General features: G+C 42.6%; 24 protein-coding genes and 3 tRNA genes. 26 read left to right on the top strand and 1 reads right to left on the bottom strand.

Annotated elements, in window-relative coordinates:
- The first annotated feature begins 4 nt into the window (after positions 1–4).
- The 5 genes from rsmG to H513_RS0102165 all read left to right on the top strand — a co-directional run bounded on the left by rsmG (position 5) and on the right by H513_RS0102165 (position 4459).
- A complete protein-coding gene (gene rsmG / locus H513_RS0102185; protein WP_026799228.1) occupies positions 5–724 on the top strand; it encodes a 16S rRNA (guanine(527)-N(7))-methyltransferase RsmG in 720 nt (239 codons plus the stop codon).
- Between the two features lie 317 nt (positions 725–1041).
- Positions 1042–1908 carry a nucleoid occlusion protein gene (gene noc / locus H513_RS0102180; protein ID WP_026799227.1) on the top strand — a complete coding sequence of 289 codons (867 nt, stop codon included), beginning with the start codon at positions 1042–1044 and terminating at the stop codon, positions 1906–1908.
- A gap of 137 nt (positions 1909–2045) precedes the next feature.
- On the top strand, positions 2046–2819 hold the full coding sequence (locus H513_RS0102175; RefSeq protein ID WP_026799226.1) for a ParA family protein: 774 nt from the start codon (positions 2046–2048) through the stop codon (positions 2817–2819).
- Positions 2800–3642 carry a ParB/RepB/Spo0J family partition protein gene (locus H513_RS0102170; protein ID WP_026799225.1) on the top strand — a complete coding sequence of 281 codons (843 nt, stop codon included), beginning with the start codon at positions 2800–2802 and terminating at the stop codon, positions 3640–3642. The genes H513_RS0102175 and H513_RS0102170 overlap by 20 nt, the downstream gene beginning before the upstream one ends.
- A gap of 118 nt (positions 3643–3760) precedes the next feature.
- Positions 3761–4459 carry a DUF554 domain-containing protein gene (locus tag H513_RS0102165; RefSeq protein ID WP_026799224.1) on the top strand — a complete coding sequence of 233 codons (699 nt, stop codon included), beginning with the start codon at positions 3761–3763 and terminating at the stop codon, positions 4457–4459.
- Positions 4460–4478: 19 nt separating this feature from the next.
- Here the strand turns inward: H513_RS0102165 and yyaC are convergent, their stop codons facing one another.
- Entirely contained in the window at positions 4479–5114 is a 636-nt protein-coding gene (gene yyaC, locus H513_RS19465) for a spore protease YyaC (protein ID WP_051239593.1), read from the bottom strand.
- Between the two features lie 86 nt (positions 5115–5200).
- Between yyaC and H513_RS0102155 the strand changes: the two genes are divergently transcribed.
- The 21 genes from H513_RS0102155 to H513_RS0102055 all read left to right on the top strand — a co-directional run bounded on the left by H513_RS0102155 (position 5201) and on the right by H513_RS0102055 (position 24213).
- On the top strand, positions 5201–6220 hold the full coding sequence (locus H513_RS0102155; RefSeq protein ID WP_026799223.1) for a YkvI family membrane protein: 1020 nt from the start codon (positions 5201–5203) through the stop codon (positions 6218–6220).
- 49 nt (positions 6221–6269) lie between these two features.
- A complete protein-coding gene (locus H513_RS0102150) occupies positions 6270–7163 on the top strand; it encodes a mechanosensitive ion channel family protein (protein ID WP_026799222.1) in 894 nt (297 codons plus the stop codon).
- Positions 7163–7360 (top strand): DUF951 domain-containing protein, encoded by a 198-nt coding sequence (locus tag H513_RS0102145; protein WP_026799221.1) that lies wholly within the window; start codon positions 7163–7165, stop codon positions 7358–7360. Before H513_RS0102150 ends, H513_RS0102145 begins: the two co-directional genes overlap by 1 nt.
- 255 nt (positions 7361–7615) lie before the next feature.
- A complete protein-coding gene (gene ychF / locus H513_RS0102140; RefSeq protein ID WP_026799220.1) occupies positions 7616–8719 on the top strand; it encodes a redox-regulated ATPase YchF in 1104 nt (367 codons plus the stop codon).
- Positions 8720–8860: 141 nt separating this feature from the next.
- Entirely contained in the window at positions 8861–9151 is a 291-nt protein-coding gene (gene rpsF, locus H513_RS0102135) for a 30S ribosomal protein S6 (protein ID WP_026799219.1), read from the top strand.
- Between the two features lie 12 nt (positions 9152–9163).
- Positions 9164–9628 carry a single-stranded DNA-binding protein gene (gene ssb / locus H513_RS0102130; protein ID WP_026799218.1) on the top strand — a complete coding sequence of 155 codons (465 nt, stop codon included), beginning with the start codon at positions 9164–9166 and terminating at the stop codon, positions 9626–9628.
- A gap of 24 nt (positions 9629–9652) precedes the next feature.
- On the top strand, positions 9653–9880 hold the full coding sequence (rpsR, locus tag H513_RS0102125) for a 30S ribosomal protein S18 (protein ID WP_026799217.1): 228 nt from the start codon (positions 9653–9655) through the stop codon (positions 9878–9880).
- 183 nt (positions 9881–10063) lie between these two features.
- The gene (locus H513_RS0102120) at positions 10064–11017 is read left to right on the top strand and encodes a YybS family protein (protein ID WP_026799216.1); all 954 of its coding nucleotides are present in this window, start codon (positions 10064–10066) and stop codon (positions 11015–11017) included.
- Positions 11018–11049: 32 nt separating this feature from the next.
- Entirely contained in the window at positions 11050–13023 is a 1974-nt protein-coding gene (locus H513_RS0102115) for a DHH family phosphoesterase (RefSeq protein ID WP_026799215.1), read from the top strand.
- A complete protein-coding gene (gene rplI, locus H513_RS0102110; RefSeq protein WP_026799214.1) occupies positions 13020–13466 on the top strand; it encodes a 50S ribosomal protein L9 in 447 nt (148 codons plus the stop codon). Before H513_RS0102115 ends, rplI begins: the two co-directional genes overlap by 4 nt.
- A 44-nt stretch (positions 13467–13510) precedes the next feature.
- Positions 13511–14866: a replicative DNA helicase gene (gene dnaB / locus H513_RS0102105; RefSeq protein ID WP_407946590.1), complete on the top strand. Its 1356-nt coding sequence runs from the start codon at positions 13511–13513 to the stop codon at positions 14864–14866.
- A gap of 159 nt (positions 14867–15025) precedes the next feature.
- Positions 15026–16309, top strand: a complete 1284-nt coding sequence (locus H513_RS0102100; protein ID WP_026799212.1) for an adenylosuccinate synthase — start codon at positions 15026–15028, stop codon at positions 16307–16309.
- A gap of 123 nt (positions 16310–16432) precedes the next feature.
- Positions 16433–16507: transfer RNA gene (locus H513_RS0102095), tRNA-Glu, on the top strand.
- Between the two features lie 8 nt (positions 16508–16515).
- Positions 16516–16592 (top strand) — tRNA-Asp (locus tag H513_RS0102090).
- 65 nt (positions 16593–16657) lie between these two features.
- Positions 16658–16730: transfer RNA gene (locus tag H513_RS0102085), tRNA-Phe, on the top strand.
- A 377-nt stretch (positions 16731–17107) separates the two neighbouring features.
- Positions 17108–18556: a M23 family metallopeptidase gene (locus H513_RS0102080; RefSeq protein ID WP_051239591.1), complete on the top strand. Its 1449-nt coding sequence runs from the start codon at positions 17108–17110 to the stop codon at positions 18554–18556.
- Between the two features lie 125 nt (positions 18557–18681).
- Positions 18682–19386: a response regulator YycF gene (gene yycF / locus H513_RS0102075; RefSeq protein WP_026799210.1), complete on the top strand. Its 705-nt coding sequence runs from the start codon at positions 18682–18684 to the stop codon at positions 19384–19386.
- Positions 19387–19391: 5 nt separating this feature from the next.
- Positions 19392–21239, top strand: coding sequence for a cell wall metabolism sensor histidine kinase WalK (gene walK / locus H513_RS0102070; RefSeq protein WP_026799209.1), 1848 nt, complete (start codon positions 19392–19394; stop codon positions 21237–21239).
- Positions 21236–22585, top strand: coding sequence for a YycH family regulatory protein (locus H513_RS0102065; RefSeq protein WP_081658135.1), 1350 nt, complete (start codon positions 21236–21238; stop codon positions 22583–22585). The genes walK and H513_RS0102065 overlap by 4 nt, the downstream gene beginning before the upstream one ends.
- Entirely contained in the window at positions 22566–23426 is an 861-nt protein-coding gene (locus H513_RS0102060) for a two-component system regulatory protein YycI (protein WP_026799207.1), read from the top strand. The genes H513_RS0102065 and H513_RS0102060 overlap by 20 nt, the downstream gene beginning before the upstream one ends.
- Positions 23416–24213, top strand: coding sequence for an MBL fold metallo-hydrolase (locus tag H513_RS0102055; RefSeq protein ID WP_026799206.1), 798 nt, complete (start codon positions 23416–23418; stop codon positions 24211–24213). Before H513_RS0102060 ends, H513_RS0102055 begins: the two co-directional genes overlap by 11 nt.
- The last annotated feature ends 89 nt before the right edge of the window (positions 24214–24302 follow it).

Genomic DNA, 24302 nt, shown 5'->3' with positions numbered 1-24302 from the left:
GACCATGAAAGTAGATGCTTTTCTTGATGCGCTAAACGAAAAGGGAATTACGTTGTCGGAACATCAACTCAACCAATTTCATACGTACTTTGAAACCCTTGTTGAGTGGAATGAAAAAATGAATCTTACAGCGATTACGGACCAAGAAGAAGTGTATTTAAAACACTTCTACGACTCCATCTCCGCTGCATTTTATTACGATTTTAGTCAACCGGTGTCCATTTGTGATGTTGGAGCAGGGGCAGGATTCCCAAGTATTCCGCTTAAAATCGTCTTTCCTAATCTCAAAGTCACGATTGTGGATTCTTTAAAGAAACGTATCACGTTCTTAAACCATTTAGCGAATCAGCTAGAGCTTTCAGACGTGGCGTTCTACCACGATCGTGCAGAAACGTTCGGCAAAAACCAGAAATTTAGAGAATCCTATGATATTGTGATGGCAAGAGCGGTAGCTCGTATGTCTGTTTTAAGTGAACTTTGTCTTCCGCTTGTTAAGACAGGTGGAACCTTTATCGCTATGAAAGCAGCAAGTTTCCAAGATGAATGGGATGATGCCACGTTTGCTGTAAATCTGTTAGGAGGAGAGATGAGAGAGGTTCATCAATTCCATCTTCCTCAAGAGGACAGTGAGCGTAATATTGCCATTGTAGATAAGAAACGTAAGACACCGAAGAAGTATCCACGGAAACCGGGTCTACCAAATAAATCACCAATTACAGAATAGAAAAAGGCGCTCACTTGAGCGCCTTTTTCTTTGTTCAACAGCCATTTTGTCTGAATCGAATAGAAGGAATTTGGAATAACGCGGCGAATATATAAATTGTTCTCGAATTTGAAGATTATGAAAAGATTTCTAGAACATCTGCTATTCATGTTGCTTTTATGGTAAAATTGTTAAAGATATAGACTCGGAAAATATTGCGCAGTAGCTTCGCAGCTGCAGCGCTTTTTGATTGATTTTTTTCTTTTGTTTCACGTGAAACATCTATATACTCACTGGAGTCTTACATAACGTGTGGAGAGAAAAGGTGGTGTCGAAGGATGAAACACCCGTTTAGCCGTCTATTTGGATTAGGGGACAAATCCGAAGCGGGAGAGCAGGACCAACCAGAATATCATCCTGACGAAGTGATTCAAGTCAACGTTGATGATATTGAACCGAACCGTTATCAACCTCGTTCCATTTTCAATGAAGAGAAGATTGAAGAACTTGCCCAAACGATTAAGACGCATGGAATGATTCAACCCATTGTTCTCCGAAAAGCCGATGGCAATACAAGGTATGAAATTATTGCTGGTGAGCGTCGTTGGCGAGCGGTTAAATCCTTAGGTTGGACGAATGTGCCGTCTATCATAAGAGAGATGAACGATTCGCAAACGGCTTCTGTTGCACTCATTGAAAACCTTCAGCGTGAAGAACTAACGGTCATTGAAGAAGCAAAGGCCTATGCGAGCTTGCTTGAGATTCATGAGTTGACCCAAGAAGCATTAGCTCAACGATTAGGAAAGAGCCAATCTACTGTCGCAAATAAATTACGTCTATTGAAACTTCCTGATGAAGTTCAACAGGCATTATTAGATAAGAAGATTACAGAACGCCATGCACGTGCTCTTATTGTACTAAAGGAAGCTGATAAACAGGTTGCCTTGCTCCAGCTCATCATTGATAATGGGCTGAACGTGAAGCAAACTGAAGAGAGAATTAGCAAAATGCTTGAGAATAAAGAGCCAAAGAAAAAGAAACCCAAACTTAAGGGCATTAGTAAAGATATGCGTATTGCGATGAATACCATTCGACAATCTTTAAATATGGTTTCTGACACAGGTATTGATTTAGAGACTGACGAAGAAGACTACGATGAGTATTATCAGATTACCATTAAGATTCCGAAGAACAAACAATCATAGTTTTGTAGAGACCCATCTTTCGTGTTCCGCACAGGATGGGGATTTTTGTACGTCAAATGCTTAAAATGTCCATTTATTTTCAGAAAAAAATGATAGAATAAGTTTAATAGATGACAGGAATTAGGTAGGTGACATCATTGGGGAAGGTATTAGCGGTTGCGAATCAAAAAGGTGGAGTGGGTAAAACCACGACAGCTGTCAATTTAAGTGCGTGCTTAGCCTATTTGAATCATAAAGTGTTGCTTGTCGATATCGATCCACAGGGGAATGCAACGAGTGGGGTCGGCATTGATAAAGCGGATATGGATTACTGTGTCTATAACGTCTTAATTGAAGACTTAGACCCGAAGGCTGTAAATGTCGCAACACTGGTCGAGAACTTACATATCATTCCGGCCACGATTCAGTTAGCGGGGGCAGAGATTGAACTTGTTCCTACCATATCAAGAGAAGTACGTCTGAAGAAGGCGATTGATCAAGTGAAAGAAGATTATGATTATGTCATTATTGACTGTCCTCCTTCTCTTGGTCTGTTGACCATTAATGCGTTAACCGCTTCAGACGCGGTATTAATCCCTGTTCAGTGTGAGTATTATGCGTTGGAAGGGCTCAGTCAACTTCTTAATACGGTCCGTCTGGTTCAGAAGCACTTGAATAAAGAGTTAATGATCGAAGGGGTATTGTTGACGATGTTGGATGCGAGGACAAATCTCGGTATTCAAGTCATTGAAGAAGTGAAGAAGTACTTTCAGGATAAAGTGTACCGATCAATTATTCCGCGAAATGTCCGTTTAGGCGAAGCACCAAGTCACGGGCAACCGATTATCTTATACGATCCGAAATCACGAGGTGCGGAAGTTTATTTAGATTTAGCAAAGGAAGTGATGGCGAATGGCGCGAGGGTTGGGTAAGGGATTAGGTTCGTTTTTCCCTGAATTAGACCAGCAAGAAGAAGAAAAAGTACAGGAAATAGCCCTGAAAGAATGTCGCCCAAATCCTTATCAACCAAGGAAAACATTCCAGCAAGAAGCAATCGATGAATTGAGAGATTCGATCTTAGAATATGGAGTACTACAACCAGTCATACTACGTAAAAGTATTAAGGGTTATGAAATCGTAGTGGGAGAACGACGTTGCAGAGCTGCGAAGGCTGCAGGATTGCCAACCATCCCAGCTGTAGTCAGGGAGCTTACAGACAGTAGAATGATGGAGATTGCCTTACTAGAGAACTTACAACGTGAAGATTTGTCCCCGATTGAAGAAGCTCATGCCTATACAAGCATTATGAATGAATTGGATTTAACACAGGAAGAACTCTCTAAGCGTTTAGGTAAGAGTCGCTCTCATATCGCCAACATCGTTCGGCTCCTCTCTTTGCCGGAACCAGTCAGCAAGTTAATCAATGAAGGTTCACTAACAATGGGCCACGGACGTGCCCTACTTGGCCTTAAAGATAAAGAACAAATCCTCCCCCTTGTCGAGAAAATTAAGCGGGATGGACTAAATGTTCGCCAAGTGGAATATCTAATCGTGCAGATGAATGAAAAAAGCGCGAAAAAGAAACGAAAACGTCCAACGAAAGATGTGTTTCTGCAAGAACGTGAGTTAAAGCTACAAGACCGCTTGGGTACAGGGGTGAACATCCAACGCGGGAAGCGTAAAGGTAAGATTGAGATTGAATTCTTTACGAATGACGATTTAGAACGCATCCTACAACTGTTAGATCACGAATAACGATCGTTTCCCTGGTTTTGTGTCATTCTCAAAACCAGGATTTTTTTGCGTATAGACATCAAATGACGATGTTTCACATGAAACGTCATCTAGAACAGTCATAAAGGAGAGGATTTATATGGTGTTGTCAGGTGCCATTGTTAATGGGGTTGGCATTGTAGTAGGTACAACGTTAGGACTTGTCCTACATAAGATTCCTGAGAAAGTGAAAGAAACAGCCATGCATGGAATTGGACTTGCGGTCATCCTCATTGGACTTCAGATGGCCATTCAATCACAGTCAATTATTGTGGTGCTTGTCAGCTTGTTGCTAGGGGCCGTCGTAGGTGAAGGATTAAATATTGAAGGGAAAATCGAACGACTGGGGAACTGGCTTGAATCTAAAACGAAGTCTGAATCCAACGTTTCAAAAGGATTCATGACCTCCTCCCTTATCTTCGTCATTGGTGCAATGTCTATTGTAGGGGCATTGGATAGTGGAATTCGAGGAGATCATTCGGTCTTGTTCACAAAGTCTATCCTTGATGGATTCGTTGCCTTAATTCTAACGACTACACTTGGGATTGGAGTCATCTTTTCCGTGGTGCCGGTTGTGATGTATGAAGGGTTGATTGCCTTGTTTGCAACCCAGATTGATCAATTCGTTTCACAAAGTTTCCTAGATATGCTCATCGTAGAATTAACAGCAACCGGCGGATTGCTAATTCTAGCAATTGGGTTAAACTTATTAAATATCATTAAGATTCGTGTAGCAAACTTGCTACCGAGCTTGTTGTTTGTTGGATTTGTATTATATGGATATTTGCAATTCACATAAGTCAGCACATGGTGCTGGCTTATTCTTTTACTGGCGACCAAGGGGCAACTGTTTTCTTAACGGTTTGTAGCGTAATTTGAGGCTTTGGTGCAACTTTCCCTCGTTTTCGATCGTAGGATTGAATCACTTGTGCAACGCGCTTTGACATATGCATGACAAGATTAAGGCGCGTATTCTGAAGCACAAAGTACTCCATAAACCCACTCACATTCACCACGCCTGTAATGTGTAGCTCCCCTACCTCTGGCAACTGCTTCTTCACGGCCGCTCCAGGCTTCACAGGCCCCTTTCCAATGATGAGACTTCCGACTGAACTGACTTTACCAAGGCACGCATCAATACCGATAATGAAAGGATTCTGATGATTTTCTCCGATTGTTTGAAGCTTTTCTTCCAAATTCACAGCATGAACAGGTTCATCTAGCGTTCCATAGACATGAACGTGGTTCAACCGTTTCTCCTCAAGCAAGCTCCCCAACAGAGGTCCAAATGAATCACCAGTTGAGCGATCTGTACCGATGCAAACAAGGACGAGATCACGATTGGAAGGTACCCATTCCAGGAGTTTCTCTGTCATTCCAGAAAGCAAGAGGTCATCTTCATAATGGAAACGTTCTTCTGGTTTAGCATGGAAAAATCTCTGCTTTAGATTCATAGCTTATCCTCCGTAGTCATATTGGTATTAGTATACAGCGTTTCACGTCATTCTATACATCGACGAACAAGGATGGGGGTACAAACATGATTCGATCGGGGTTTAAATGGATGTTTTTAATTATAGGTACAATGATTGGGGCGGGTTATGCTTCAGGACGGGAGTTATGGCAGTTTTTTGGTTATGAAAGTGGACTGGCTATTCTTATTTTCACGGTCCTCTTTACGCTTTGTACGTTTACCATCCTATCCATCAGCTATCACAGTCAGTCTAAGCATTATCTTCCGGTATTACGGACAATTGTAGGAAAGAGGCTTTCTGTTGTGTATGATGGGATGATTGTTCTCTACTTATTTACGACGACTGTTGTGATGTTGGCTGGTAGTGGGGCTACCCTTCAGGCTTTCCATCAACCTTACTGGTTTGGGATTGTTCTGATTGTGGTTCCGCTCGTATTAGTCTTTAGCCGTGATATTAATGGGGTTCTGTCCTTAAACACGTATATCCTGCCGCTGTTGATTGTTGGGTTGCTTTACGTTTTGATTCATTTCACTTTAAATCAGAGCTTAGGTCTATATTCCCAATTCCAAGGTAGTGAAAACTGGACAGCAGCATTTCCTTTCACAGCCTTGAACATTCTTCCGCTTATTGCGGTTATTGGTGCAGTCGGGAATGAAATGAAATCAAAGGGTGAGGTGTGGATTTCGGCAATTGGAAGTGGAGTCATACTAGGTAGCATCTCACTTATTTATAACAATAGTTTGATTGAAATTGCAGATGATATCTTAGTTTATGAGATTCCTCTATTCGCTATTCTTAAGCATTATTCCCATCAAATGTTTGCATTCATTTCGATGTTGTTGTGGATAGCCATCTTCACAACCGCCGCTTCAGGGGTACTTGGCTTAGTAACAAGATTTCGCTCCTACTTCAACCTGCCGCTATGGGTACTCGCTTCTATTACTCTCATTCTCATGATTCCACTGACGGGGATCGGTTTTTCGACATTAATAGAATACTTATATCCCCTTTACGGATTGTTAAACTTATATGTGCTCTCTGCTATTCTTATTTATCCTTTTGCAAATCGATATAAATTGGATTAGAAACCTGTTAAAATAACATATTATGTGTATCGATTGGGAGGGATTGTAGTTGACCTGGATCAAGGACCAGTGGGACAAGTTGTTGGACTACATTTTGCAGCCTAAGATATGGACGGACTTAATTGAAGTCATTTTCCACATTGCGCTGATTATTGGTTTAGCACTTCTCGTTATTCGGGTTGGGCGGACACTGATTCACAATCTGTTCAAGCGAAGACGTAAGGGTCCCTTTCAAATTACTCACCGACGAGAGATGACGTTATCGCGCCTGCTTGAGAACATGCTCAAGTATATTGTCTATTTTGCAGGAATTGTGATGATTCTTGAGACACTCGGCATCCCTGTTAGCTCGTTACTTGCAGGGGCTGGTATTGCTGGGCTTGCTATAGGCTTTGGCGCGCAAAACCTCGTAAAAGACATTATCACGGGGTTCTTTATTATTTTTGAAGACCAATTCTCTGTTGGGGATTACATCAAGGCCTCAAGTATGGAAGGATTTGTTGAAGAAATCGGCATCCGTACAACGAAAATCAAGAGTTGGACTGGTGAACTCCATGTGATTCCAAATGGTAACATTGCCGAAATTACGAATTACTCCATGCATAATGGCGTCGCAGTCGTTGACCTTAGCATTGCCTATGAAGGGCAAATTGACCAGGCGGAAGAAGTCATTGAGGAACTGCTACTCGAGCTTCCTAAAAAATACGAAGACTTCATTACAGTTCCTGAACTCTTAGGCGTACAAAGTCTCGGTTCGTCTGATGTAATCTTACGAGTAATTGCTGAGGTTGCACCGATGAACCATTGGCCTGCAGCGCGGATTCTACGTAAAGAATTGAAGAATCGATTGGACGAGCGCGGAATTGAAATTCCTTTCCCTCGATTAGTCATGTACAATCGACAAGAAGAAATGGAACAAGCTACTAATGGAGGAGTCCGATAATGGAACGAAAAGCATATGAACTGAATGACATCGTTCAAATGAAAAAAGCACACCCCTGTGGTGAGAATCGATGGAAAATCATTCGTATGGGAGCAGATATCCGCATTAAATGCCAAGGGTGCGGCCATAGTGTAATGATTCCAAGACGTCAATTTGATAGTAAAATGAAGAAAGTGCTTGAGAGCGCAGGCGACTAGAATCCGTTTCACGTGAAACAGAGAAATGTTTCATGTGAATTAAGTTGTTGATATTAAAATGGAAGAACAAGTACAATGGTACTAGCGAAATTGTAGAAACTTACGTTTAATGATGAAACAACAAGGGTATCAAATGCCCTTGTTTTGCTTTTGTTTATACTTGTCTCATTATAAATCCGTATCTATAATGAGGTTGACTGTCACGCATAATCTGCGTTCATATGAACGGAAATCCTTAAGGAGTGGAATAAACGAATGTCACTTACAGCAGGAATTGTAGGCCTACCAAACGTTGGTAAATCAACTTTATTTAATGCAATAACACAAGCAGGAGCGGAATCAGCGAACTACCCATTCTGTACAATCGACCCTAACGTCGGGATTGTAGAGGTACCTGATGCTCGTCTTGAAAAGCTAACTGAGTTAGTTAATCCAAAGAAAACTGTTCCAACAGCTTTCGAATTTACTGATATTGCCGGAATTGTTAAAGGTGCAAGTAAAGGTGAAGGATTAGGAAACCAATTCCTATCCCATATCCGTCAAGTGGACGCAATTACTCAAGTTGTCCGTTGCTTCGCTGATGATAACATCACACACGTATCAGGCAGTGTAGATCCAATCTCTGACATTGAGACGATTAACTTTGAGTTAATCTTGGCTGACCTTGAGACAGTAAACAAGCGTCTAGACCGCGTTCAGAAGCTTGTTCGTCAGAAGGATAAAGAAGCGATGGCTGAGCAAGAAGTACTTGTTAAATTGAAGCAAGGCTTAGAAGAACAAGAACTGCCGGCACGTGCGATTGAATTAAATGATGATGAGACGAAGATTGCGAAAGGTCTTCACCTCCTAACAACGAAGCCGATGCTTTACGTTGCAAACGTTGGCGAAGATGAAATCCAAAATCCAGAAGAGAACGAGAACGTACAAAAAGTACGTGATTACGCTGCGAAAGAAGGCTCACAGGTTATCGTCGTATGTGCGAAGATTGAATCTGAGATTGCTGAGCTTGAAGGAGAAGAGAAACAAGAATTCCTTGATGACCTTGGGATCGCAGAGTCTGGTCTAGACCAGCTAATTAAAGCTTCTTACAACTTGCTTGGTTTAGCGACATACTTCACTGCTGGAGAGCAGGAAGTGCGCGCATGGACGTTCAAGCAAGGTATGACAGCACCACAAGCGGCAGGTGTCATCCACAGTGACTTTGAGCGTGGATTCATCCGTGCTGAGACGGTAGCTTACGACGACTTAATGAATGCCGGAAGCATGAGCGTCGCGAAAGAGCAAGGAAATGTCCGTTTAGAAGGTAAAGAATACATCGTCCGTGATGGAGACGTCATTCACTTCCGATTTAATGTGTAAAGCGTAAAATCAGAATTCCTTTGTTGCTTGTACTTTCTGTAATTCTTTGTTATAATACTACATTGTGAGTAATTGAATCGACATTTTAAATTACTCCTTGCCCCATAGAGGGCCGCTAAGTCCAAAAGGAGGTGTAGACGGATGAGAAATTACGAAATCATGTATATCATCCGCCCGAACATTGATGAAGATTCTCAAAAAGCGGTTGTTGAACGTTTTAACAACGTGCTTACTGAGAACGGTGCGGAGATCACAGAAGTAAAAGAACAAGGTAAGCGTCGTCTTGCTTATGAGATTAATGATTTCCGCGATGGAATCTATATGATCATTAAGATCAAGAGCGGATCAGAGGCTATCAATGAATTCGATCGTCTAGCTAAGTACTCTGACGATATTATTCGTCATATCGCTATTCGCGAAGACGATCAATAAGGAGGGATTCCCATGTTAAATCGTGTCGTATTGGTCGGCAGGTTAACAAAGGATCCTGATTTGCGCTATACACCAAACGGAGTAGCTGTAGCGAACTTCACCATTGCCGTGAATCGCCCATTCAACAGCCAAGGTGGACGAGATGCTGACTTCCTTAATTGTGTAGTCTGGCGTCGCGCTGCCGAGAACTTAGCAAACTTCATGAAAAAAGGGAGCTTAGTTGGCGTTGATGGTCGACTTCAAAGCCGTAGCTTTGATAACTCGGAAGGTAAACGTGTATTTGTCACGGAAGTTGTTGCAGATAGCGTACAATTTCTTGAGTCTAAGGGAGCGAATACTGGTGGCGGTGGCTCACAAGGCTTCCAACAAAACCAGAATCAAAACCCTTACGGAAATAGTAATCAACCAAGTCAAGATGATCCATTCGCAGATAATGGAGAACCGATTGACATTTCGGATGATGACTTACCATTCTAATAACTTCTAAAGGAGGCATTCTTCATGGCTCGTCGTGGTCGTTCAAAACGTAGAAAAGTGTGTTATTTCACAGCGAACGGAATCACTCACATCGATTACAAAGATGTTGAACTTCTTAAGCGCTTCGTATCTGAGCGCGGAAAGATTCTTCCTCGCCGTGTAACAGGCACTTCTGCTAAATACCAACGTAAATTAACAAGAGCTATTAAACGCGCACGTCAAATGGCACTATTGCCATACGTGAACGACTAATAGTCTTTATAGAAACACAGCAGGGACTTTCCCTGCTGTGTTTTTTACATAATAATGGTTTATTCTCCTCCTCCCCTTCTAAACTCCAATTAAAGGGAAAAGATTGAAAGAGGAAAGAACACTTTGGTATGGTGTATGATAGAACCAATTGAAAAGGATTAGTTAAGAGGTGCTCAAGTAACCATGAAAAATACGAACGCTCTAACGGAAGGTGCGGTGTTAGCGGCGATTTATGTCTTGCTTCTGGTCATTTCTACATTTGTACCAATTGCAGGAGCCGTCGTATCATTCTTGCTCCCCCTTCCGTTTTTCCTATTTGCTAGTCGGCATGGTGGAAAATCATCTATCTTGTTTTTCACTGCCGCTTTACTTGTATCGTTGATGTTCGTGCAGTTATTCTCTATTCCATTCACACTTTTAGCTGGATTAGGAGGAATTGCACTAGGCGTCGGAGTATATCATAAGAGAACTGCCTATGAGACATGGGCACAGGGCTCGGTAGGCTTCCTAATAGGGACGCTCCTCTTTTATTTGAGTGCTCAACTCTTATTTGATATTAACTTTATGGAAGAATTTCAAGCATCGGTTGATCAGTCCATTGATCAAGCAGAGTCGATGGTATCAACGATGAACTCGACCATATCTGAAGAACAGAAGGAATTAGCTCGTGAACTCGTCACACAAACTGTCGATTTAATTCCAAGCATTATGGCGATTATATCTGTCTTTGGTGCTTTCATTATGCTTTGGTTAGGATATAAGCTGCATAATCGTATATTCCAGACGAACTACAGCTTTCCGCCTTTTCGAAAGCTAGCATTCCCTACTGCGCTGCTTTGGTATTACTTCATTGCGGTAGTCTTCTCTCTCTTCCTTAATCCAGAAGGGGACGGACTCTTTTATTTAGCTGTTCAAAATGCCTATATCTTTACAGGCTTACTAGCTGTATTACAAGGGTTTTCTTTACTATTTGAGTGGAGCTACCAAAAAGGGAAATCCAAAGCGTTGCCTATAACTGTTGTCGTAGTCACGTTATTTTTCTTTTATATCCTGCTGAATCCTATTCGGATATTAGGTATAATTGATATAGGCTTTAATTTACGTAAACGAATTGCGAATTCGTCGAATAAGCAATAGTTTGTCGTTTACAACTGTAGGAGATGACGGTCATGCCGAATATCTTTAAAAAACCAACCTTGAGCAGCCATTTGTGGGTAATTTATTTATTATCCGTTTTGTTACTGGTGGTCATTTACTACTATCAGTGGGAGCTCGGTTTAATCATGACCGCATTATTGGCTGCCTCTATATACTACAGTGTGCGTAGTGAACGCCACTTGTTATCTGAGACTGAAGAGTATATATCGACGCTCTCCCACCGAGTAAAGAAGGTCGGTGAAGAAGCGTTACTTGAGATGCCTCTTGGGATTGTGCTCTATAGTGAAGAGCATGATATTGAATGGGCGAACCCTTATATGAACAACTTCTTCCCAAATGATACATTAGTAGGCAAATCGCTTAATGAGGTCTCTAAGAAGCTTGTGCCAGCCATTAAGGAAGATAAGGAAGAAGTATGGGTAGAAGTAGAAGATTATGAGCTACAGACGCAAATTAAGAAAGAGGAACGTCTTCTTTATTTGTTCGATCGTACAAAGCAAAAAGAACTACAAAAGTCGTACCAGAACGACCGAACGGTTCTTGCTATTATTTTTCTTGATAACTATGAAGAAATTACGCAGGCGATGGATGATACAGCGAAAAGTCATCTAAATTCTCAAATGACTTCCCTCTTAAACAAATGGTCTCAAGAACATAACATTTTCTTGAAGCGTTCTTCACAAGAGAAGTTCTTTGCCATCATGAATCAAGAGATATTAGCCAACTTAGAGAAGTATAAATTCGAGATCTTAGATGAAATTCGCGGACTGATTTCCGAAAACAATGTGCCGCTTACATTAAGCTTTGGAATTGGCTCTGGAGAAGTCCCTCTACCTGAGCTTGGTGAACTTGCCCAGTCTAGTCTCGACCTCGCACTTGGCCGAGGCGGTGACCAGGTTGTAATTAAGGATGAGAACGGGAAAGTACGCTTCTATGGTGGGAAGACGAATCCGATGGAGAAACGGACACGAGTACGTGCACGAGTCATCTCTCATGCGTTGAAAGAGCTTGTCCGAGAAAGTGACAAGGTCATGATTATGGGGCACAAGAATCCGGATATGGATTCGATTGGAGCGTGTATTGGGATTCTAAAGGTCGCCCAAGCGAACGACAAAGACGGATTTATCGTGTATGACCCAGATGAAATGAATACGGGAGTCCAACGTTTAATTGAAGAGGTCGAGGAGCATGATGAGCTGTGGTCTTGGTTCGTCTCCCCTGACCAGGCGCAGGAAGTCGTTGGGAAGAATACACTCCTCGTCGTTGTAGACACGCATAAACCTTCTCTTGTTATTGAAGAGAAGCTCTTGTCGAAGACGGAGCATGTTGTTGTCATTGACCACCATCGTCGAGCTGAAGAGTTCATTGAAGACCCTACGCTCGTTTATATGGAGCCGTATGCCTCTTCAACTGCAGAACTCGTGACTGAGCTGTTAGAATATCAACCAAAGCAATTGAAGCTTAATATGTTAGAGTCAACCGCACTCTTAGCGGGTATCATCGTAGATACGAAGAGTTTCACGCTTCGTACAGGCTCTCGTACGTTCGATGCGGCAAGTTACTTGCGCTCGAAAGGGGCAGATACTGTCCTCGTCCAGAAGTTTATGAAAGAAGATTTGGATGTGTATGTGAATCGCAGTCGTCTAATTGAACGAGCGACGATCTACCGGGATGGCATCGCCATCTCAAAAGGAGATCACGGCGAAACGTATGGCCCGGTACTGATTGCTCAAGCTGCCGATACGCTATTAACGATGAGCGGCGTTGTTTGTTCCTTTGTAATCTCGGAACGTGAAGACGGCCGTATTGGCATTAGTGCTCGTTCATTAGGAGATGTGAATGTCCAGGTCATCATGGAGAGCATGAATGGCGGAGGGCATTTGACGAACGCAGCGACTCAATTAGATGATACATCGATTGAAGAAGCGGAAGCTCAATTAAAAGAAATTATTGATGAGTACGTTGAAGGAGGCACCGAATCATGAAAGTGATTTTCCAACAGGATGTTAAAGGTAAAGGAAAAAAAGGCGAAGTAAAAGACGTATCTGAAGGCTATGCGCGTAACTTCCTTCTGAAAAAAGGGCTAGCAGTTGAAGCTACTCCAGGAAACCTAAAAGCTCTTAAACAGCAAAATGAAAAGCAAAAAGAACAAGAGCAGCAAGAGGTTGAAGATGCTAAGAAACTGAAAGAAAAACTTGCAGACTTAACGGTCGAAGTTAAAGCGAAATCTGGCGACCAAGGCGGTCTATTCGGATCGATTACAAGCAAGCACATTTCAGATGAATTAAAGAAGATGCATAACATTAAAATCGATAAGCGTAAAATAGAACTAGACAACCCGATTCGCTCTCTTGGATACACCAATGTTCCTGTTAAATTACACAACGAAGTGATGGGAACAATCAAAGTGCACGTTGGCGAAAAGTAATTCCCATCCTCTGAACTTCTAGGGAGGAAAACGAAGTGAGTGACATGTTTCAAGATCGCACCCCACCGCATAACATCGAAGCCGAGCAAGCGGTGCTCGGTGCGATCTTTTTAGAACCGCAATCCATTACAACAGCAACGGAAGTACTGGTGTCAGATGACTTCTACCGTGCCAGTCATCAGCGGATTTATGAAGTGATGGTTCGTTTGTCAGAACGAGCAGAACCCATTGACCTCGTTACCGTGACTACAGCGCTGTCCAACCAGCACATCTTAGATGAAGTGGGCGGCGTTTCTTATTTGAGTGACTTGGCTAATAGTGTGCCGACCGCGGCAAATATTGAGTACTACGTAAAGATTGTAGAAGAGAAATCAATACTACGCCGTTTAATTCGAACGGCAACTACGATTGTAACGAACGGATACTCTGAAGAAGGCGATATTGAAGGCCTTCTTAATGACGCGGAGAAATCCATTCTTGAAGTAGCCCAGCAGAAAAACTCTGGACGCTTCCAAAACATTAAAGATGTGCTTATTGATGTGTATGACAACATTGAGCAATTGCATAACCGAGATGCAGACATTACAGGAGTTCCGACCGGATTCCGTGATTTAGATGGAATGACGGCTGGTTTCCAACGGAACGACTTAATTATTATTGCTGCCCGTCCATCGGTTGGTAAAACGGCGTTTGCTCTGAATATTGCACAGAACGTAGCGACTCGTACAGATGAGAATGTCGCCATCTTCTCTCTTGAGATGGGTGCAGACCAACTTGTCATGCGTATGTTGTGTGCTGAGGGCAATATCGACGCCACACGACTGCGTAATGGTAACCTTGAGGCAGAAGACTGGGGCAAGCTTACAATGGCGATGGGGAGCCTCTCTAACGCTGGTGTGTTCATCGACGATACCCCAGGGATTACAGTGAACGAAATCCGTTCTAAGTGTCGTCGTCTTGCTCAGGAACAAGGGCTAGGCATGATTCTCATTGACTACCTGCAACTGATTAGCGGTACAGGGAACGCATCTAAAGAGAACCGTCAGCAAGAGGTGTCTGAGATCTCTCGTGCGCTTAAAGGACTAGCTCGTGAATTGAATGTGCCGCTTATTGCACTATCACAGCTGTCTCGTGGCGTTGAAGGGCGTCAAGACAAGCGTCCAATGATGTCGGATATTCGTGAATCAGGAAGTATTGAGCAGGATGCGGATATTGTCGGATTCTTATATCGTGATGACTATTACGACCGCGAAACGGAGAACAACAACATTATTGAAATCATCCTTGCGAAGCAACGTAACGGTCCAGTAGGTACGGTCGAACTTGCCTTCGTGAAAGAATACAACAAATTCGTTGATTTGGACCACCGCTATTCGGAAGCAGATGTTCCACCTGCATAGAGAATCTCACAATAGTGGGATTCTTTTTTTATTGTTTTAACGAACGATAAAACTCCATGTTGTATTAATGTTCGTTTTTAACTTTGACACGTGTATTCATTGCTGGTAAGATTAGACTGTTGTGAGTAAAAAAGATAACATTACACGGAGGTGCCCGATATGTCTTCAGTTGTAGTAGTAGGAACTCAGTGGGGCGATGAAGGTAAAGGTAAAATAACAGACTTTCTTTCCCGCGAGGCAAACGTTGTCTCACGCTATCAAGGCGGAGATAACGCAGGACATACAATTCAATTTGATGGAGATACGTATAAACTTCACTTAATTCCATCCGGAATATTCTATGATGATAAAATTTGCGTACTCGGAAACGGTATGGTTATTAATCCGAAGTCGCTTGTGAGAGAAATTCAATACTTACATGATCGTAATGTGTCTACGGACAACCTACGAATCAGCAACCGAGCTCAAGTCATTCTTCCTTATCACGTTCGTTTGGACGAATTGCAGGAAGAGGCGAAAGGCGACCAGAAGATTGGAACTACGAAGAAAGGGATTGGTCCTGCCTATATGGACAAGGTCGCGCGTGTCGGCATTCGTATTGCCGATTTACTAGACCGTGACTCTTTCTATGAGAAAGTAAAACAGAATGTGAAAGAGAAAAATGAACTGTTTGAAAAACTATACGGTTCTTCCCCACTTTCTGCTGAAGACATTTTTGAAGAGTACTATGAATACGGACAGCAGCTTGCTCAGTACGTATGCGATGCTTCTAAAGTGTTAGACGAAGCATTCCAGCGTGATGAGAAAGTGTTGTTTGAGGGTGCTCAAGGCGTAATGCTAGATATCGACCAAGGTACGTATCCATTCGTTACTTCATCCAACCCAATCGCAGGTGGTGTTACGATTGGCGCGGGTGTTGGCCCTACGAAGATTTCGTCCGTTGTAGGTGTATCAAAAGCCTATACAACACGTGTTGGAGATGGCCCCTTCCCTACTGAATTGCACGGGGAGATTGGAAATCAAATTCGTGAGGTGGGCCGTGAGTACGGTACAACTACAGGACGTCCTCGACGTGTAGGCTGGTTCGACAGTGTAGTCGTTAGTCATGCGCGTCGTGTGAGCGGGATTACAGAACTATCCCTTAATTCAATCGATGTCTTAACAGGACTTGAGACCGTGAAGATTTGTACGGCGTACACGTACAATGGCGAAGTTCTAGAGGAATTCCCAGCTAACCTTAACGTGCTTGCCCAGTGTGAGCCGGTGTATGAGGAGCTACCAGGATGGACAGAAGACATCACAGGCGTGAAGCGACTTGAGGATCTTCCGGTAAATGCACGAAATTATATTGAGCGTGTTTCACAATTAACTGGAATTCCAATTGCCGTCTTCTCAGTAGGTCCAGACCGTGAACAGACAAATATTGTGAAATCTATCTACTAAGCATAGGTTTTGAGGGGAGCCTCTCCCCTCTTTTTATTTTTTTTCGAATATATTATTGCATAATGTAAAACCCTATGATAATATTAATATCGCTGTCACTTAAGAAATCTTTTTTCTTAATACGGCCCGTTGGTCAAGTGGTTAAGACACCGCCCTTTCACGGCGGTAACACGGGTTCGAATCCCGTACGGGTCACCAATTTATATGGTCCGGTAGTTCAGTTGGTTAGAATGCCTGCCTGTCACGCAGGAGGTCGCGGGTTCGAGTCCCGTCCGGACCGCCATTGCTTTTCTAGAATACTAGTAGGTTTCTCAATTTCTTCTAAAGAAGCTAAACCTCATTAAACATGGCTCGGTAGCTCAGTCGGTAGAGCAACGGACTGAAAATCCGTGTGTCGGCGGTTCGATTCCGTCCCGAGCCACTCTCTTAAAATACGAAGCAGGGTTGACATTATGTCTACCCTGCTTTTGTTTTGTTTACAACAAGATTCCTATAAAATTTCCTAATAGTTGAAGATTATAGGACTTTAGGAATGATATTCCTTAACGTCTTGTAACATTACTGAAACAAAACTCCCATATATACCCTTTTTATCCACTTAAATAAGTGAATATTTACACTTTTGATGTAGTAATACCAAAGGTGAGGATGCTTTTGGTAACTATTATACAAGTGTATTACATTCTCTAGTTTCCTATTTTATGGGGATGATAGGTATGATAGATTAGTTAAGGATAAACGCTCGAAGATTGTAGAAATCTAATTCAATTTGTAAATGCTAGTAGGAGGACCATTGCTGTGGGAATTGTTAGAAGTAAGAAAAGATACAGTCCGTCGCACCATTCGTTCTGGAAGAAAGTTGTATTAACAACGACCATAGGAATTGGAGTTACAGTTGGTTCAGCCTATGCGGATACAATTGAACAACAATTGCCGACTGTCTATCATGTGTATATGGACGGGGAGCACATTGGTACCGTAGATGATCAATCCATGGTACAACAGTACGTTCAAAAACAAATCGAGTCGAAACAAGGAGACTATGAAGATCTATCTCTAACATCTGGTGAGACGATTACATATGTGCCTGAGAAAGTATTTCGACCTTCATTCGATAATGAACAAATTATGAAGACGTTAGAGAATGAACTAACGATTAAAGTAGATGCGGTAGGACTTCAGATTGATGAAGAAGTAATCACGTATGTTGAAAATGAAGACAAAGCAAAAGCTGTTGTACGCTCCATTAAAGAATCATACGTAGACGAAGACTGGCTCGACAAGCTTAAGGAGCGTGAAGATGAAGAAACGCCAATTCAAGTCGATGAAGACGTGGAATTGATTGATGTTTCCCTTTCTAAAGACGTGTCTTATACGAGTCAAAAAGTAGCCCCAGATGAAGTTGTGACAAAAGACGAAGCAATTTCAATCTTAGAACAGGGCAGCGAGACTGATGAAACGTACGAAATACAAGAAGGTGACGTTCTTGGAAAGGTTGCCTCTAAATTCGATTTATCTATGGATGAATTGATGAGCTTGAATGATGGCATGAATGAAGATTCTGTCATCCAGATTGGACAAACAGTAAATGTTAAAGACACGGAGCCATATGTCCATGTAGTAAGTAAGAAGCGTGTTGAAGAGATGCAGACGATTGAGCACGAAACGGAAACAAAGAAATCGTCTGATTTATATAAAGGTGAAGAGAAAGTTCTTCAAGAAGGACAAGATGGAGAGAAAAGAATTACGTATGAAATCGTAAATGAAGACGGGCAAGAAACATCTAAGGATGTCATTACTGAGAAGGTGACGAAAGATGCTGAAAAACGTATTGTCGTAAAAGGTACCAAAGAAAAACCTTCTCGTGGAACGGGCGACTTCGTGAATCCAACTCGTGGTGGTGTTCTGACGAGTGAACAAGGAGAACGTTGGGGTTCTTACCATAAGGGGATTGACGTTGCTGGCGTAACCGACCGCTCAATCCTAGCAGTAGATAATGGTACGGTGACATCAACAGGGTTCGATTCAAGTGGCTATGGGAATAAAGTTGTCATTAACCACAACAATGGGTATAAGACAATCTACGCCCACCTTTCATCAATCAGTGTCGATGTTGGCGATACGGTGACAGCAGGCTCTACGATTGGTCAAATGGGGACGACAGGCAGGTCAACTGGTGTTCACCTCCACTTTGAAGTATACAAAGACGGCGACCTACAAAACCCGTTACAATATGTGAATTACTAACATGAAACCTCTAGCTCATAGCTAGAGGTTTTGTCATAGTATGGAACCGGAAAAGACATTTCACTTAAAATACGTTAAAATATGTAACACATACACTATTGCCCGTAAAGAAGGAAGGGATTTCAATGAGTTTTAAGATTCAAGTTGTAGATGATGAACAGCCGATTGCAGATATATTAAAATTCAACCTTGAGAAAGAAGGCTATGAAGTCGTATGCGCGTTCGATGGTCAGGAAGCCATAGAACTCGCGAATGAGGAAGTGCCGGATTTAATCTTGTTGGATATTATGCTTCCAAGTAAAGATGGTATGGAAGTATGCCGTGAGATCCGTAAGAATCATAGTATGCCGATTATTATGCTTACTGCGAAAGACTCTGAGATTGACAAAGTGTTAGGTCTTGAGCTCGGAGCAGATGACTATGTGACGAAACCATTTAACAACCGTGAATTAATTGCTCGAGTGAAGGCGAATCTTCGTCGTCATCAGAACGTTGCAGAAGAATCTGCGAAACAAACGAACGACATTCAAATTGGGAAGCTAATCATTCATCCAGATGCATATACCGTAACTAGGGATGGAGAACAAATTGAGCTGACCCATCGTGAGTTTGAATTGCTTCACTATTTAGCGAAGCACATTGGACAAGTCATGACCCGTGAGCACTTGCTAGAAACCGTATGGGGCTATGATTACTATGGAGACGTTCGTACAGTTGATGTAACCGTACGCCGCCTCCGTGAGAAAATTGAAGAGAACCCAAGTACGCCAATGTGGATTGTAACGCGAAGAGGAGTTGGCTACTACCTCCGCACCCCTGAGCAGGAGTAGGTTTCATGCAGAAGGTGGGTTTCTTTCAATCTGTACGAATGAAATTTATTCTGGTCTACATTTTGCTCCTGTTGATTGCAATTCAATTAATAGGAGCGTATTTCGTCAATCGACTGCATGACCAGCTCGTAGAGAACTTCCAGCAGTCTGTCGAGGGGAATGTAGAGACGGTAAGTTACTTGATTACCCGTGCTTTTCAAGAGCCTACGAAAGAAGACGGGCCTTCTTTAGAAGAAGAGATACAGGACATATTAGATAACGCCGACTTTAGTGAGATTACGAACTTGCAAGTCATAGACAAGAACGCAAGGATTGTCGGGGCGATTCCGCAAGCTGAGGAGAACTTAGTTGGCAAGGTCACTCAAGACGCCAGGATCAAAAACACGCTTCAAACAGGCGAGAAATATGACCCGCAACCCTTCATAGCAGAGGAAACGGGCAACCGTGTTCTGCTTGAAATTGTGCCCATTAATGCAGCGGCTTCGTCCAGCAACCAAGACCCAGAAGGTGCTATCTACCTTCAGGCCAACATGGAAGGGGTCTACAGTCAGCTCCAGACGATTAATCGAATCTTCTATACAGGCACCATATTCGCCACGCTCATCTCTGCCATTATTGGAATTGTTGTAGCTCGCACGATTACACGGCCAATTGCTGAAATGAGAAAGCAAGCTCGTGTGATGGCAACGGGTGACTTCTCACAGAAGGTAAATGTCTACAGTGGCGATGAAATTGGTCAGTTGGCTGTTGCCTTCAATGATATGAACGATAAGTTGAAGCTCGCACAAGCCACGACTGAAGAGGAACGACGAAAGCTAAGCTCGGTTCTCACCAATATGACTGAAGGCGTCATTGCGACGGATCGATTCGGCCATATTATGCTTATGAATGATCCAGCTTCCAACCTACTAGAGCGCTCGAATGACGAAGTGAAAGGGAAGTCGCTCTTAGATGTCCTTCAGATTCATGATCGTATAGATGATATCTCAGAAATACATGATGCAGGCTCGTTCATTCTCGACTTTAGCGACGATGATCAAACGCTGTTGCTAAAGGCAAGCTTCTCTATTCTATTGAATGAAGAAGAAGAAATGAATGGCTTCATTACCGTGTTAAGTGATGTCACAGAACAAGAGAAATTGGAGCGAGAGCGACGAGAGTTTGTTGCAAATGTCTCACATGAACTCCGGACCCCTCTCACCTCTATGAGAAGCTATTTAGAAGCTTTAACAGACGGTGCTTGGGAGGATAAGGAGATTGCCCCACGCTTCCTTAACGTGACCCAGACTGAGACAGAACGAATGATTCGACTCGTTAATGACCTTCTGCAACTATCCAAAATGGATAATAAGGATTACAAGATGTATAAAGAAACGGTCGACTTTGTTGGGTTCTTCTATCAGATTGTCGAACGTTTTGAGATGCATAAATCTGAACATATTTCATTTGAAGCCAAAACCATTGAAGGTCCAATATGGGTTTGGATGGATAAAGATAAGATTACACAAGTGATGGATAACATTATTTCCAATGCTATTAAGTATTCACCTGAGGGTGGAACAATACGTCTAGACGTGTCGAAAAAGCGCAAAGAACAAAAATTATATATTCGTATTTCAGACGAAGGTATGGGAATTCCGAAAGAAAATATAGGGAAAATCTTCGACCGCTTCTACCGAGTCGATAAAGCAAGGTCGAGAAAGCTTGGTGGAACCGGGCTTGGTCTTGCTATTGCCAGGGAAATGATTGAAGCACATGGCGGGAATATTTGGGTTGATAGTAAGGAAGGAAAAGGGACAACGATTCACTTTACACTTCCGCTTATGAACCAACAGCGGAGGAGTTTATCATGATGTGGGAGCATTTTAAGACGGGGTTGTTGGCGTTTTTAGTCGTTGTAAGTATGTTATTGACGTATGCATTATGGAGCTATCAGCCAAGTTTAGAGAATACACAAGGTCCTTCGACAATTTCTGAGGAGACGACGCTTGATGCAGATCAAAAGAAGCCTTCTGAACTCTTCATTCCTTCAAATGTGATCTTCCATTACAATGGAGACCATTTGGGGATTGATAAGGGTCAAGAAGACAAGCTGTTTAATCGCATTCAGCAATGGCCTCTGTCTGACTTCACAAAGAACATAAATCTGACTGAAGTGATGAAGGAAACAAGTATCGAGATGGAGTTTGCAACTAGTCTTCCATTGGAGTTCTTCGCCAATACGTTAGCTTATAACGGAGAAGAGGAGATTCCACAATTTGAATTCAACCGAATCTTTATCGATTTTGAGAAAGGGAGTTCGGTCAAGAATATCTACTTCGTCTCTGACAATGAAGATGAGACTGAGTCCGTCTCAGCGACCATCAAGACGAATTTCTACTCCGATGTCTATCAAACGTTTATTAATGAGGGAAATGCCTTCTCCTTACTGACCTTTACGGGTAAAGATGGAGAGATTATCTACGTTCCAGAGGATGAGCGCACCCTTACGACGTATACGTATCGCGACAACCAATTGGACGTAGACCCTTTAAAGAATATTCTGTTCAGTAACCCTGAAATTGTGAAGCCGAGTGATTATCTACCAGGTGAGACCTTCTATTCTGATGGTTCATTGGAGATTACGGTAAATAAGAACACGAATGTGCTGCAATATAAAGGCTTGCTAAACGATGAAACGAACACTTTAAGAAAACAAGAATTGCTTGAGATCAGCTACAATTTCACGAATGACCACCGAGGCTTTACAGGATCAAATGAACGGGATGACAGCTTCAAAGTGTTCTATTTGAATGATTTCCGAGACAACGATATTGTTTATCGTCGTTATTTGAATCATTACCCTTCATTTGACGAGAATGGAATTACAGAATTGTATATGTCCTTTGATTCATCTAAAGTATCGCCAAATCGCTACGTACGCCCGATGATTAAGCTTAGTATCATTGCGAAGGACGAAGAGACAGTTCGTGCAGGTCAAGACGTGTTGAGTTATATTGAGCAGTCGGACATGTATGAGAGTGAGAAAGTAGAAGGGCTATTGATTGGTTACTATCTAGAGAAACGACCAGGAAACGAAGGCTATTATGATGCATCGCCTGGTTGGTTCATTAAACAAGCGGGTTCCGACTGGGAACGAATCATCTTCCCAAGCGATTCAGAGGCTGGGGGTGACAACGATGCAGTGGAGTCAAATTAAAACCTTATTTATCGTCTGTTTCTTCTTGCTTGACTGCTTCTTAATCTTTCAATATGTAACGAACACTTCAGAACCTGGAGTATTACAACGAACGACGAAAGCATGGGAGCAACAGCAAATTGATATTGAGGGGGACCTTCCTTCTGTTGAGGAGAAGTCTTATATTCGAGCGACCCCTCACCTATTTACGGATGAAGAAGAGAAGGAATTGAATGAACCTGATAATCAGAGTGTCACAGTTGCGAATGGAGATACGCTTCGCATGATGTTCAATGAGCCATTAGAGCTCAATTTAGAGGAAGACCAACCGACTCCTAACTTTGATAATTTGAAGAACTATTTCTTTATGAATGAGAATACGGAGTATGTATATTGGGGTTGGAACGAGAAACACAATGCATTGTTGTTCTTTCAAACCTTTGAAGGGACCCCGATTTATTTCAATGAGAGTGCCACTGTCGTCGTACACCTAAATGAGGAGAACAATGCAGTAGAACTCACTCAAACGATGCTTGAGAACGTAGAATCTGCTGGAGACCAGCAACCGCTAATTTCTCCTGAGTCTGCATTGGAGACGCTGTGGCTGAAGAGTGATTTACTCGACGGAGATGTCGTCAACGAGGTGAGTCTTGGCTACTATAACGGCACAACCGATAAAAATGGGGAGAAGATCTTCTTCCCTACTTGGAAGATTGCCATTAATGATGATGGCCGTTACTTCGTGCATAGTGTAGATAACGCACGTATTACCATTAATGAAGATGAATTCCTTGAGGAGGCACTCCAGAAGTATAACGATTATTTCAAGACGACAGGATGGAGTGAGTATTTTGACGATTGAGTTTAGTGTACTAGCTTCAGGCAGTACAGGGAACGCGTTCTACGTCGGAACAAAGAATCAAAAGCTGCTTGTAGATGCAGGCTTAAGTGGCAAGCAGATGGACCGTTTGTTTCAGGAAGCTGGTGTCAATCCGGCTGAACTGAACGGGATTCTTGTGACGCATGAGCATAGTGATCATATTAAAGGTCTTGGCATCTTTGCGCGTCGCTACAACCTGCCTATTTATGCGAATGAAGCTACATGGAATGCGATGGGCAATCAGCTTGGCAAGCTAGAGACCGACCAGAAGTTTGTCTTTCCATACGCGTCCACAAAGACGTTCGGAGATTTAGATGTCGAGTCGTTTGGCGTCTCACACGACGCGGCGCAGCCAATGTTCTACGTCTTTCATAAGGAAGGTAAGAAAGTCGCGCTAGTCACAGACCTTGGTTATGTCTCTGATCGTATTAAGAAGACGGTCGAAGGCGCCGATGCGTACATTTTCGAAGCGAACCATGATGTGGAGATGCTTCGTATGGGACGTTATCCATGGAATGTGAAGCGACGTATTCTTGGGGACATGGGGCACGTCTCTAATGAAGACAGCGCCCATGCGTTAGCGGATATTATTGGTGAACAAACGAAGCGTATTTATTTAGCCCATTTAAGTAAAGATAACAACATGAAAGATTTGGCGCGCATGTCTGTTGGGAACACGCTCACAGAACGTGGCATCACCCTTGGTAAAGGGATTGACTTGTATGACACAGACCCGAGCACACCAACTCCAATCTACGTCGTGAATTAGGTTTATTTCCTGTACATTTGAGGAAGAATTTTATCAACATATGCATGTGATTGCTCTAGTGGAGCAACGGAAAGGAACGGTGACAGTAA

The sequence above is a fragment of the Pontibacillus halophilus JSM 076056 = DSM 19796 genome, assembly GCF_000425205.1.
In the GTDB taxonomy this organism is placed as follows: Bacteria; Bacillota; Bacilli; order Bacillales; family BH030062; genus Pontibacillus_A; species Pontibacillus_A halophilus.
The sequence above is the reverse complement of the archived record's forward strand: the minus strand, read 5'-3'. Positions and strand labels throughout refer to the sequence as shown.